The following is a 12,888-nucleotide window of genomic DNA, read 5'->3' on the forward strand; positions in this document are numbered from 1 at the left end:
GGGTCCGCAAGGCAGTTCAGGACGACCGGCGCCGGGAGGGCACCGCGCAGGCGCGCGATCCGTCGCGCAGGCCACCGGCCGCCGGGACCCGCCCGGCGCAGGAAGCGCACCGGGTTAGCGGCCGCCTGCCAACGAGGTTGAGGCGACCGGCCTACACATTCCTGAATCCACTCAGGGATCCGTCCCCGCTTCCCCTATTCGGCCACCCGATCCTTGATCCACTCCGCGCGTGGCAACACCTCGATGCTGCCTGCGGCGTACTGCTGCAGCACGGCGTCCGGCCCGAAACGCGGCTGCCACCCCAGCTCCCTGCGGATGCGGGCGCTGTCGTAGACGCGGTCGACGCTCAGCGGCAACGGCCAGCCGCGGCGCTCGAACTCGGCCAGCAGCTGCGGTACGCGCCGGGCCAGTACATTGCGCGGCTGGGTGGCCAGTTCCAGGCAATCCTCGCGCCGGAACGGGGTCGCGGCGCAGGCGATGTAGCGGGCGAAGGCCGGCCCCTCATCCAGCAGCAGCGCGGCATGGGCACTGGCCACGTCACGGGCGTCGATCCCACGATGCAACCGGAACATCGCCATCCGTTCCGGCGGTTCCGGGAAGCAGCGCCCCATCCGCAGCACGCGCACCCCGAAGTCCGGTGCGGCGGCAGCTTCAGCCAGGGCCTCGGCCTGCAGCTTGCTGCGGTGGTAGATCGTTCGCGGCAGCGGCTCGGTATCCTCATCGATCCAGCGGCATCCCCCTGCCACCACCGCGTGGCCGTACAGCGCGGTGGTACTGGTCAACACGAACCGCCGTGCGCCTGCCTCGCGCGCCGCCTGCAGCAGGTGCGCAGTCGCGTCCACGTTGATCTGCTGGAACACCGCGTCCGGTACCAGGCCGACGTGTGGCGCATGCAGGGCCGCGGTATGGATGACCGCGTCGACGCCCTGCACCGCGCGCACGACGGCTTGATGATCGGTGACATCGGCAATGATGCGCGTGGTGGCAAACGGACTGCGGTCCAGACCCACCACTTCATGGGCAGCCGCCAGCGCGCCGAAGATCGCGCGCCCGATCCGCCCGGAACTGCCGGTCAACAGAATCTTCATTGAGTCCATTCACTCGAAGCGCCCGGGAACTACCGGGATGCTTCGATTCTAGGCATGCAACGGAACATCTGCGATAGGACGACCGCGCAACTGTGCGTTCATCTTGACGACTTCGGCGGAGCCAGCAGTTGACGTGCGATGGAGAGCGGATCGTCGCCGCCTGCCGCGTGGGGCGCGACACCGGTCCGTTCGCCGTTGCCACCGGTGCGCAGTTTGATCGGTTGCCGGTGCGGAACGTTTATCTGATAGCCATCGGGCAGCAGCACAGGATCATCGAACATATGTGCGGCACCGCCACTGCGGCCGCCGGCGTTGCGCGCACATCCGAGGGCCGGCAGTGAATACGCGACGAATGCGGCCGCCGGTCCGGCTGCGTGATCATCACGGTGCGCAGGGCGCGTGAAAACCGGGGCGAAGATGGCGACCTGGACTTAGCGTGCGGTGGCCAAGCATGGACGCCGTCGCCCACGAAGGCGGCGTCCACACTGCAGGAGATTTCACATGACTGAGCAGAAGCCGCGCAGCTCCAACCGGGGCTTCGCCTCGATGGACCAGGACAAACAGCGCGCGATCGCCGCCAAGGGCGGGCGCGCGGCACATGCCTCCGGCAATGCGCACGAATTCAGTCCGGCCGAAGCACGTGTCGCAGGCCGCAAGGGCGGCGAAGCGATCAGCCGCGACCGCCAGCACATGGCCACGATCGGACGCGAAGGTGGACACGCACGCCACGCCAACGCGCGCCAGCAGCAACAACAGCCTCAGGCGATCGAACGCACGGCAGAGGACCCGCAACGCCAGCAGGGCTGAATGCTGCGCGTCAAGCCGATGCACGCTGCCGATGCAGCCCAAGCGCCGCAAGCAGGGCCAGCGCACCCGCCACCGCCATCGCCCAACCGAACCCGCTGGCCATCGCATTGCGGTACCAGGTCAGCACCTGCGGCGTGGCGTGCATCGAGCCCGGGTGCAGGATCAGTTCACGCGCCTGCGCAACAAGCCGCTGCTGCCCTGCGGCCTGTGCGCAGGCGGTGAACTGCTGTACGGCACGCTGGCCCATCAGGCTGCCCATCAGCGCGATGCCCAGGCTCATGCCTGCCTGGCGCAGCGCGTTCATCGTGGCTGACGCGATACCTGCGCGTTCGGCCGGTGCGCTGGCCATGATCGCCATGCCGGTCGCTGGCACCGCCAGCCCCATTCCAATGCCAAGCAGCATCAGCACGGCAGTGGCATGAGCGCGCGAAGTAGCCGGTTCGAACGTGGCCATTGCGCACATCGCCACACCGGCCAGGACGTAGCCCAGCACCAGCGCGGCATGCAGCCCGAGGCGGGCAACCAGGCGCCCGAACAACAGCGAGACAACACCCATCAACAGGAACTGGGGAGCCAGCTGCGAGCCTGCCAGCGCCGCGCTGTGCCCCTGTGCCTGCTGGAAGAACAGCGACAGGAAGAACAGGCTCGCATAGGCGGTGAAGCCCAGCACGAACGAGGCCAGGTTGAGCATGCGGAAGCGACCGTCGGCAAACAGGTCCAGCGGCAGCAGGGGGCGTGCCACCCGCCGCTCGACGATGCCGAACAGGATCAGCCCCGCAGTTGCGGCGCCCAGCGCCAGAAGCGTCACCGGGGCCAACAGGCCCTGCTCACCGATCGCGATCAGGCCATAGCACAGTGCGCCCAGCGCGCCGATACTGAGCAGCTGCCCGGCCGGATCCAGCGCGGCGTGCTGCGGGTGCCGTCGCTCGGCGATGCCCCAGGCGCCAAGCACAAACGCCAGCAGCCCCAAAGGCAGGTTGATCAGGAAGATGCTGGGCCAGCCGGCCCGCTGCACCAGCGCACCGCCCAGCAACGGGCCAAGCACCAGGGCAAGCGCGCTGAAGGCGGACCAGCCACCGATCACGCGTGCACGCTGGCCCGGATCGGGAAATGCGTGACTCAGGATCGGCATCGCACTGGGAATCAACAGCGCACCTGCCACGCCCTGCACCGCGCGCCCGGCGACCAGGGTCGAAAGGTCCTTGGCGCAGGCGCACAGCAGCGAGCCCATGGTGAAGGTGGCGACGCTCAGCAGCCACATCCGCCGATGACCGTAGCGATCCCCCAACGGACCGGCCGACAGCATCAGCGCCGACAGTGCGATCGCATAGGCGTTGATCACCCATTGCAGGCCCGCCATGTCGGTCTGCAGCGCCTGCTGCAGGGTTGGCAGGGCCACGTTGACGATGCTGATGTCCAGCGAAGCGAGGAATGTACCGAGGTAGGCCGCCAGCACCAGGGCGGGCCGTTGGAGGCGTCTCATGCGTGGATCCGGGGGGAGGATGTGCGCGCATCCTATCGACTGACTGACCGTCGGTCAATGACTGGCGGTCAGTCAGTGCGAAGGGGCAGCTAGAATGGCGTCCGTCACACCCGGATACCGCCAACCATGCAGACCCCAGCTGTCGCCAGGCCTCGCACCAAGCCCGCCGAAACCCGCCAGGAGGAACTGATGGACGCCGCGCAGGCGTTGTTCCTTTCGCAGGGTGTGGACGCCACCACCATCAGCGACATCGTCGCCGCGGCCGACGTGGCCAAGGGCACTTTCTATACCTATTTCGCCTCCCGCACCGAGATCCTGCAGGCGCTGGCGCAGCGCTACACGCGGCAGTTCATGGACGAGGTCGAGCAGGCAGTGCAGCAGCACCCTGCCGGTGATGGCGCAGCGCGCCTGCGCGCCTGGATCCGCGCCAACATCGAGATCTACGCGCGCACCCACGCGTTGCATGACGTGGTGTACGCCAACCATCACCACCACCAGCGGGGCAATGCCGAGCGCAATGCGATCCAGCAGCAGCTGCTGGGCATCCTCGAAGCGGGCAACGCAGCCGGACTGTGGCAGCTGCCTGCTCCACAGGTCACCGCCTCGTTGATCTATGCCGGCGTGCACGGTGCCACCGACGACCTGATCGCCACACCCGCACAGGATGCCGATGCCTTCATCGCCGCTGTGGAAGCGGATTGCCTGCGCATGGTCGGCGTTCCGGCAGCGCCGACGCGCAGCGGCAGACGCCGCTGACGCAACGCTTCCCGCTCAGGTGTGGGCGAGAATGTTCAACAGCCGCCCGAACGGGTCGCGGACGAAGAAACGACGCACTCCCCACGGCTCGTCGGCAGGGCCATACTCCAGCGGGATGCCGGCCGCGTGCATGCGCTCCAGCACCTGCTGCAGGTCGTCCACTTCGATCGACAGATCGGGCACCGCGGTGCCGGAACCCCCTTCGCTGGCAAAGCTCACCTGCGCCAGCGCACTGCCCTGCCCGCCATGGGTGACGATCCAGCCATGATCCATCACCACCGGCATGCCCAGCAGCCCGCCATAGAACGCTGCGGCACGCGCCGGGTCGGGCGTGGCGATGTTGGCGACAATGCGTTTGACGGCCATGTGCAGCGGCTCCGGTGCGATTTCACATCCTCGCCGCTGCGTGCATGGCCCGCAAGCGGGCTCAGGCCAGATGCCCGCATCGCCACCTGAGGCGATCGCTGGAACAGAAGAGCCCCGTCGATGACGGGGCTCCGCGTACGGCTCAAACGGCGCGACTCACACGCCCATGCACAGATCGACCACGCAGGTGTTGTACGCCTGCTGGCATTCACCGGCATCGGTGCCACTGGCCAGGCACATCTGATAAGCCCGCCAGCACGGCTGGTCGCAGGGCTCGACCGGCCCTGCCACTGCCACCGAACCGGTACACGCCAACGCGAATACCGCCACTGCGATCACCTTCCTGACAACACGCATCGCCATCACTCCTTGATAAGCCTGGTGAGCCCAGGCCGGCCCACGTTAGCGAGGACACGGGGAGACGAAGTGAAGCCCACTGTCACGCACACTTAACCTGTTCACAATTTTCCTTTCACATGCATGGGGGATGTCGCCACGGATTGGCGTTAACGGCCTTGTTGCCCGTCCACCAAGGAAGTTGCCCGATGAATCACCCGCTGCACGGCCGTTCGTCCCACTCCCGCTCCCCGCTGCACAGCCGCCTCGCGCTGGCCGTGTCCAGCTCTCTGTTGCTTGCCGCTGCCGCGCCCGCCATGGCCGGCGAGGCGCTCGACGCATGGCAGCAACAGCGCGAGCTGCAGGCGGCGTGGGCACAGCCCGCCGTCAGCGCGCCTGCAGCATCGACGGCCGCCACGCCCGCGGCAACCGCCACCGCCCTGCTCGGCATTCCGGGCGATGCCGCCAGCTGGCGCAGCGATGAATTCAACGCCGACTGGGGCCTGGGTGCGATGGGGGCCGACCACGCGTATGCCCGCGGCCTGACCGGCAAGGGCGTGCGCCTGGCGCTGTTCGACACCGGCTCGGCACTGGCTCACCCCGAATTCGCCGGCCGCAACACCTCCAGCATCACCATCGGCCCGAACTGTGCGTCACCGGGAACCGTCGGCGGTACCGGCGCGTGCAGCCAGACACAGGGTGATCAACCGGGTATCAACTACTACACGCTCGGCGCGGGCGTGCCTGCTTCCCTGCAGGCCAACATCATTGCCGCAGGCCGTGAATGGGGTTTCCGCTATGCCGATCACGGCACGCATGTCCTCGGAACCATTGGCGCCAACCGCAATGGCACGGGGATGCACGGCGTCGCCTTCGGTGCCGATCTGACGACCGCCCGTGTATTTGGTGACACTTACTACGAATGGAGGCGCCAGGCGAGCGGAGGCTACCTGCCTGAAGCCGTGGAACGGACGGATCCCGATGGTGCCGCAAGGCTGGACATGTACGCGCAGCTGCAGGCACAAGGCGTGCGTGCCATCAATCACAGCTGGGGCATCTCCACCCGGAACATGACCGTGGCCGCACTGGATGCCCAGTACGCACGCATCGGTGCCGGCTACGACGTATACGGAAGCATCTACAAGGACAGTGCGAACGCCCCCGCTTCGCAGTTGATCCAGGTCTGGTCGGCCGGCAATGGCAGCGGCGCCGTCGCCGGTATCACCGCGGCCCTGCCGCGCTGGAAGCCGGAGATCGAGCCCTACTGGCTGGCCGTCGCCAACGTTCGCCAGCCCAATACAGCCAATGGTGAAACCGACTACGTGATCAACGCAGGCTCGAGCATCTGTGGCGCTGCCGCCAACTGGTGCATTTCCGCACCCGGCACGGCAATCCTCAGCACCATCGTTTCCGGTGACATCCAGGGACGGCTGGAGAAGACCGCAGACTACGTCCGTCTTCTCATCGACAGCCAGAATCCCACGTACGACTACGGCCTGAAGACCGGCACGTCCATGGCCGCCCCCCATATCACCGGCGCACTCGGCCTGTTGATGGAGCGCTTCCCCTACCTGGACAACACCCAGGTGCGCGACGTCCTGCTGACCACCGCGCGCGATCTCGGTGCGGCAGGCGTCGACCCGATCTACGGCTGGGGCATGGTTGACCTGCGCAGGGCCATCGAGGGCTATGGCTCGCTGCGCGTGGATACCAACGTGGTGATGAACCAGAGGGCCGGCGGCCTGAAGGTGTGGGAGGGCGATGCCTGGGACGACTGGACCAATGACATCGGCGGCCCCGGCACGCTGACCAAATCCGGCATCGGTTGGCTGCGCCTGAGCGGCGACAACAGCTTCAACGGCGCGGTGCTGCGGGAGGGCACGCTGGAGTTGAACGGCAGCAACACCCTCACCTCGGCAGTCGATGTGCAAGGCGGCCGGTTCCTGCTCAACGGCAGCCTGGTCTCCACCGCACTCACCACCACCGGTGGCGTCAGCACGGTCAGCGCCAGCGGCGTTCTGAAGGACGGGAACCTGACCGTCAATGGCGGCGTGGTGTCCTTCAATGGCATGCAGACCGGCGGCACCACCACGGTCGGCAGCAACGGCCTGCTGAAGGGTATCGGCACGTTGGGCAGCACCCGAGTGGACGGCACCATCGCGCCCGGCAATTCGATCGGCACGCTGACCATCAACGGCGACTACGTGCAGGGCGCGACCGGCGTCTACGCCGCCGAACTCGCGCCTGGCGGGCACAGCGACCAGTTGCACGTGACCGGTACCGCCACCCTCGGCGGCACGCTGGTCGCGTTGCCGGAACCAGGCATCTACTATCTCGGCGAGCAGTTCAACTTCATCCGCGCCGACGGTGGCATCAACGGCCAGTTCGCGAAAACCGACTTCAGCGCGTTCTCGCCGTTCCTGCAGTTCAGCCTCGCCTACGGCACCAATGGCACCCGCATCGACGTGGCACGCGGTGCCTCGCTGGCCAGCGCCGCCACCACCCCGAACCAGCGCGCGGTGGCCGCCGCGGCGGACCTGCTGGCAATCAACCAGGGCCTGCCCAGGCCGCTGACCCAGCTGTTCCCGCAGCAGGTCGGCGGCGTGCTCGACGGCCTCAGCGGCGAACTGCACGCAGCCACGCCGCTCGCACTGGTGGAAGGCAGCCGCTACGTTCGCGATGCCGTGCTGTCCCGCCGTGCAGGTGCAGTCGCGCCAGGTGCCGATGCGGGCGACGCCACCGGCGCCTGGGTGCAGGCTCTGGGCGGCAACAGCAGGCTGGACGGCAACAGCAATACCGCCCGCACCGAAGCCAACAGCAACGGCCTGCTGGCCGGTATCGACCACGAGTTCTCTGGCTGGCAGGTCGGCGTGCTGGCTGGCACCGGCCGCACCGACGTCAAGCAGCAGGCGCTTCGTGCCAAGTCGAAGATCGACAACACCCACTTCGGTGCATATGCCAGTCACAACTGGGGCGGCCTCGGCCTGCGTGGCGGCGTCGCCTGGAGCAAGCACAAGGTGAAGAGCACCCGCGATGTCGACTTCGCAGGGTTCAGAGACAGCCTGAGCGCCCGCTACAACGCGCATACCCGCCAGGCCTTCATCGAAGCCGGCTACCGCTTTGGTGGCCCGGAGGCCGGGCTGGAACCCTACCTGCAGGTCGCGCGCGTGGAGGTGGACCTGAAGCAGATCAACGAGCGCGGTGGTGCAGCCGCCCTGCACGGCAAGGTGGACGACACCGGCACCACGATCGCCACCGCTGGCCTGCGCTTCGACAAGGGCCTGAAGGCATCGTTCCAGCAGGACAGCTGGCTGCACCTGCGTGGGGGCGTGGGCTACCGTCGTGCCTCGGGTGACCGCAGCCAGCTGGCCGACCTCGCATTCGCCAACAGCACCACCACCTTCGCGGTCGAAGGCGCCCCGATTGCCGACAGCGCCGTTGTGGCCGAGCTGGGGCTGTCGGCCTGGCTGACCCCGCGCCAGCAGCTGGAGCTGGGCTACAGCGGCCAGTACGGCAGTGAAAGCCGCGACCACAGCGCCAACATGCGCTGGTCGGTTCGCTTCTAGACGCGTGTTCTCCTGACGGTTTGGGGCGGCCTCAGGGCCGCCCCTTTTTTATCCACGCCCCAGGGCCATGCGCGATACCCCAGGATCATCGCGTCCTGGATCCATCCGTGGAGGGTTACGCGTGAATGAAGATCGACTGGAGCCGGGTCGCCCAGCCATTGCACCCGGTGGAGTTGAACGCCTCGAGCCGGACATTCTTCCCCGATGTCAGCGCTGCCAACGCCGCCGCGTAGGCTTCCTTGGCTCCCGGCCGGGACATGTCGATTGCAAAGGTATCGGTATTGCAGAAAGCCGTACTCGAAACATGCACGTACACAATTCCCGCCGGGCCGTCCATGTACGGCCGCAGCGACAGAATCGTCATCTGATCGCTGGTTGGCTCCGCCTTCAGTGGTGCAGACAGGCACAAGGCCAACGTCAAGGCCAACCCCGCTCCCAACCTCCTGCGGAAGCCCGGCGTCGCGTCACTCATCATCATGTAGTTCCCCTGTGGATTCAGACATCAGGCCTCAGGCATCGTCACGGCCCTCAGCTGCATTACCCCGGAGGTGCAGCCGTCGACACGCAATCCGACACGCAGCTTGTTCTGCCAGGCGATGAGCAGCATCGAGACCATCTCCCTCTGCATTGGATGATCATTGAGGAGAATGAAGCGATTGCCCCCCCCACAATCCGAGCCCGCTGGAAGCACACCTTGCGTCACCAGGTAGAACCCTTCCCCGCCCCAGCCAGTTGCGACGGATACGATCCGATGGCCTTCCAGGTTGTAAGGCTCAGCATTTGCCGTTGAGGCCAGGCCAGTTCCCAGCACTGCCACCAGCGCCAGCAGAACCTTGCCGCCGATGGCGCCACGCAGGCGCGATACAGCACGTACTCCATCCATGTTCTTCTTTCCCCTGTCATGAACAACCGGTTGACGGTGCACTGCGGCCCGTGCGGTCCGCTACACTCAGCCCAGCAGCAGCTGGTACAGCAGGGGCACGATGTCACCCTGCGGACGCTGGACATGCGAGACATCGGACACCGGCGTGCAGCTCCCCGTGGCGCCACAGGCAAGCACGCGATACGCATAGCTGGTGGCAGGGCGTGCGGCCGACGTCCAGTTCGCGGCGTTGCCTTCGTAGACCGTGGTCCAGGTCACCCCGTCCACGCTTTCCTCGACGACGTAGCGGACGGCAGAGGCCACAGGCGACCACCCAACGAAGTCCTTCGCGGCCGGCGAACGCCGCATCGGCACCGCTGCCTTGGCGACCAGGCTTCCGCCCAGCGTGATGTAATCGGTCCGTTTGTCCTCGCGCTCGCTCGCCTGGTAGCGGAGGACGCCGGCGTGGTCGTACATCGAGGTGATCCGTCCGAACGATGAATCTGTCTGTGTGCGGCGACCGTCAGCGTCGTAACGGTAGCTCTCGGAACCTGCCGCCGCACGCAGCCGGTTGCCGAAGTCGAAGGCGAACGGCTGTCCGTTCTTCGCCCGCAGATTGCCCTGCGCATCGTAGGCCAGGCCGACCACGGTTGACCCTCCGCACCCGTTGATCTTCACGTTGGTCAAGCGCCAGGCGTTGTCATAGCAGTAGTGATGGTCACGGCCGAGAATCGTCACCCGCGTGAGGTTGTCCAACGCGTCATAGCTGTAGCTCGCCGAGCCGAACATGGGCGAGGAAGCCGAAACGAGCCGATCCAGCGCGTCATAGCCCAGATTGCGGTTGCCACGCTGGTTGCGGCCGGTGGCACCGTCAGTGATTGCCATCACATTGCCGACCGCATCGTAGTCGTAGCCGTCGCTGAGGATCCGGGTTGCGCCAAGGGTGTCCTGGCTTTCATCCGGCAACTGGCGCGCGTTCTGCACCATCGTGTGGACAATACCGTTGCCATAGGTGAACTGACGAATCGCGCCGTTGGGGTAATAGACCACGCCAGCGGCGTAGGAGCCCGCCTGCCCGGCCTGTCCCAGCGCGTTGGGCGCATACGCGACCACGTTGCCGGAGGGATAGCGATGCGCGGACAGGTTGCCCAGTGCGTCGTAGGCATACCCCATCGCCAGCGCTTCGCCATCGGTGGGGCTCTGCACCTCACCGATGAGCAGCCCGCGACGGTTGTACGCATAGCTGTTGTGCGTCTCCACCCCGGCGTTCAACGTGGTGACCTGCTTGACCAGGCCATCGGGCCAGTAGCTCCAGCGCTGGTTGCCATTGCCGTCGGGGAACTGCAGTGATGCGAGCCGGTTGCGTGCGTCATAGGAACGCACCACCCGGCGCCCGCTCGCCGCGGCAATGTCCTGGTTGCAGTTGCCTGCATCGGACAGGTCCAACCCCTGCGCGCTTCCAACCGGGTTCGATGCGGCGTCGTAGTCGAATACGGTGGCGCCGGTTTCCGGTTCGATCATCTTGCACAACCGCTGCGCCGCATCGTAGACATAGCGCCGGGTCGACGTCACCGAACCATTGCTGGCCCTGCGGGTGATCGACGTCGGCTTGCCGAAGACGTCCCGCGGGATATCCAGCACGGCTCCCTCTGCCAGTTCGATACGTACCGGCCAGTCAAGCTTCGCGGCATCTGCACCGGTGTAGGTCACGACGGTCGGGATACCCCTGGCATTGGTCGTGCGCACGCGCCGCCCCGGCAGGTACTCGGTTGTGCTGACCAGCGCGCCAATCTCGGAATCCTGGCTGACCTGGACCACCCGCCCAAGTGCGTCGTACGTCGTACGGACGCCAGTTCCGGCGTCCTGGACCGTACCGACCCCCGCGACAGGATAGGACTGGAAGGTGACCCGCCCCTCCGTGTCATAGGCGGTCACCGAGGCCCGCTGCGTGCCGGCTTCATTGCCCGCGTCGTACTCGCGCACCAGCAATGGGCGCCACAGCGCATCGTAGTAGGTGACCTTGCGCGCATTGCCGGTGCTGACCGTCTGCCGCCAATGACCGGCAGGAATGCCGTACTCGGCGCCGCCCACCTGGGCAAACTGTGTCGTGGTGGACGCCCAGTCCACCGTATCGCCGTCGGGGTAGTCGACCAGCGACACGCGCCCCATCGCGTCGTAGTCGTAACGCGTGGTGTTGCCCCGGCCATCGGTGATCCAGCGTATCCAGCCATTGTCATCCACGCCGGCAGACTGGGTCGAACCATCCGCATACTGGATGTTCCCGGGGATGCCGCGCTTCCAGCCGGACAGGCTCACCGTATTGCCACGCCCATCCACCACGGCGCGAACGGTACCGTCGCTGTTGTAGTGAATGGTCTGCTGGAGCTGGCCGAAGGCATGGATCCGCTGGGGCTTCGCGGTGGCCGGGTCATAATCCACCTGGGACTCGGTCCGGCCCGTGTCCTGGTTGACCGACGTCCGGACCTGGCCAAGCACCCACTTCGACAGATCATCGTGATAGGTGATGACGTTGGTCTTGCTGTAGGACTGCGCCCCCGCACTTCCCACAACCGTGCCCAGCAACATCATCGCGGAAAGTGCATTGACTCGACGCATCGTCAGTGGGCCTGTTCGCAATGGATGGCGATGGGACAACCAGGATCAGGCAACGGAAAGACCGGCGAAGCGCACATCACAGCAAACCGCGCACACGCACAAAGCCGGACGCGACTGCATCCGGTTGGCGATTGACGTTGATGCTGGACGAAGCCCCCTTCGTCATGCCGCGCCTGTTCCCTGGACTCGGCCAAGTATAACCATGGAAAGGGGGCGGGACGCCCGGTCCTTCGCAGCCCTGCCGGGCTGCGAAGGTTCCCGGGGCATGACGCGCCTCCGGGGCTCGACGGCCGCGATCGGCCGCCCGGCGTGGGACGTCAGGCGGCCTTCATGGCGTGCTTGCGTGCCCGCATGACGTTGTGGCACTCCTGCACATCCGGCAGCAGCTGGGTCACTCCCTGGCGCACCGCCGGCGGCAGATCGTTCTCCTGCAGCACATCCTTGAACGCGCCCAGCAGGCGGTCTTCGGATTCTTCCAGTTCGGCCACGTAGCCGTAGTTGGTATCACCAAACGCGGCGCGCACCTTGCCGTAGAACTGCTGCATCGAACCGACCATGGTGCCGTGCTCGGCCGGCTTGCCGCCGCTGGCGGCAACCGAACCGCTGAGCGCCGCGACGATCCGCGCCTTGACCCCGGCGATACGGGTGAACAGTGCCGACAGTTCGGCATCCTTTACCTTCGTTGCGGCTTCCTCATAGAAGGACTTGCCATCACGGGCGATCTCGATCAGGTCGTTGAGGCGATGTTCGATGGTGGACTGGGTGCTCATGGCGTCGCTCCTGTGTGCTCGAAAGTCAGTGGAGAATGGCAGCGCGTCGGCACTGCCTTCGACCTCACTATCATCGTCCTCGTGTGCCGGCCGGGTGAGTACGAATTGATGTACACATCACCATGCGGAACACGTGCTGACTTCTTCATTGCCGGCATCATTGAATGTTCACGGAAAACAAGCATGCGATGCCTGCCTCACCATGGCGCGATGACGATGATCACACTGATCAGCAGCG

Annotated in this window: 12 protein-coding genes; 3 read left to right on the forward strand and 9 right to left on the reverse strand. The window is 66.2% G+C overall.

All coding sequences use genetic code 11. The features are described from left to right. Positions 1-194 precede the first annotated feature (194 nt). Both AC5P60_RS14415 and AC5P60_RS14420 read right to left on the reverse strand, forming a co-directional pair. Positions 195-1,088, reverse strand: coding sequence for an NAD-dependent epimerase/dehydratase family protein (locus tag AC5P60_RS14415; protein ID WP_005414561.1), 894 nt, complete (start codon positions 1,086-1,088; stop codon positions 195-197). A 98-nt stretch (positions 1,089-1,186) separates the two neighbouring features. Beyond that, positions 1,187-1,369: a peptidase S41 gene (locus AC5P60_RS14420; RefSeq protein ID WP_111108283.1), complete on the reverse strand. Its 183-nt coding sequence runs from the start codon at positions 1,367-1,369 to the stop codon at positions 1,187-1,189. Positions 1,370-1,589: 220 nt separating this feature from the next. Between AC5P60_RS14420 and AC5P60_RS14425 the strand changes: the two genes are divergently transcribed. Continuing rightward, entirely contained in the window at positions 1,590-1,895 is a 306-nt protein-coding gene (locus tag AC5P60_RS14425) for a KGG domain-containing protein (RefSeq protein WP_033833971.1), read from the forward strand. Between the two features lie 10 nt (positions 1,896-1,905). Here AC5P60_RS14425 and AC5P60_RS14430 read toward each other — a convergent pair whose 3' ends face one another. Then, on the reverse strand, positions 1,906-3,378 hold the full coding sequence (locus tag AC5P60_RS14430; protein ID WP_495201766.1) for an MFS transporter: 1,473 nt from the start codon (positions 3,376-3,378) through the stop codon (positions 1,906-1,908). 126 nt (positions 3,379-3,504) lie between these two features. Between AC5P60_RS14430 and AC5P60_RS14435 the strand changes: the two genes are divergently transcribed. Further along, positions 3,505-4,134, forward strand: a complete 630-nt coding sequence (locus AC5P60_RS14435) for a TetR/AcrR family transcriptional regulator (protein ID WP_005414565.1) — start codon at positions 3,505-3,507, stop codon at positions 4,132-4,134. A gap of 15 nt (positions 4,135-4,149) precedes the next feature. Here AC5P60_RS14435 and AC5P60_RS14440 read toward each other — a convergent pair whose 3' ends face one another. Next, positions 4,150-4,500 (reverse strand): VOC family protein, encoded by a 351-nt coding sequence (locus tag AC5P60_RS14440; protein ID WP_005411161.1) that lies wholly within the window; start codon positions 4,498-4,500, stop codon positions 4,150-4,152. Between the two features lie 156 nt (positions 4,501-4,656). Beyond that, entirely contained in the window at positions 4,657-4,857 is a 201-nt protein-coding gene (locus AC5P60_RS14445) for a hypothetical protein (RefSeq protein WP_005411162.1), read from the reverse strand. 188 nt (positions 4,858-5,045) lie between these two features. On the opposite strand from AC5P60_RS14445, the gene AC5P60_RS14450 reads away from it, so the two are divergent. Next, the gene (locus tag AC5P60_RS14450) at positions 5,046-8,402 is read left to right on the forward strand and encodes an autotransporter domain-containing protein (protein WP_231522801.1); all 3,357 of its coding nucleotides are present in this window, start codon (positions 5,046-5,048) and stop codon (positions 8,400-8,402) included. A 115-nt stretch (positions 8,403-8,517) separates the two neighbouring features. Here the strand turns inward: AC5P60_RS14450 and AC5P60_RS14455 are convergent, their stop codons facing one another. The 4 genes from AC5P60_RS14455 to AC5P60_RS14470 all read right to left on the reverse strand — a co-directional run bounded on the left by AC5P60_RS14455 (position 8,518) and on the right by AC5P60_RS14470 (position 12,650). Next, complete coding sequence (locus AC5P60_RS14455; RefSeq protein ID WP_225792032.1) at positions 8,518-8,874, reverse strand: hypothetical protein; 357 nt, start codon at positions 8,872-8,874, stop codon at positions 8,518-8,520. Between the two features lie 30 nt (positions 8,875-8,904). Further along, positions 8,905-9,285: a hypothetical protein gene (locus AC5P60_RS14460; protein ID WP_044570920.1), complete on the reverse strand. Its 381-nt coding sequence runs from the start codon at positions 9,283-9,285 to the stop codon at positions 8,905-8,907. A gap of 66 nt (positions 9,286-9,351) precedes the next feature. After that, on the reverse strand, positions 9,352-11,880 hold the full coding sequence (locus tag AC5P60_RS14465) for an RHS repeat protein (RefSeq protein WP_483693873.1): 2,529 nt from the start codon (positions 11,878-11,880) through the stop codon (positions 9,352-9,354). A gap of 317 nt (positions 11,881-12,197) precedes the next feature. Beyond that, a complete protein-coding gene (locus tag AC5P60_RS14470) occupies positions 12,198-12,650 on the reverse strand; it encodes a PA2169 family four-helix-bundle protein (protein WP_483693872.1) in 453 nt (150 codons plus the stop codon). Positions 12,651-12,888: the final 238 nt, after the last annotated feature.

Source organism: Stenotrophomonas sp. YJH_SMC_120 (genome assembly GCF_059368675.1).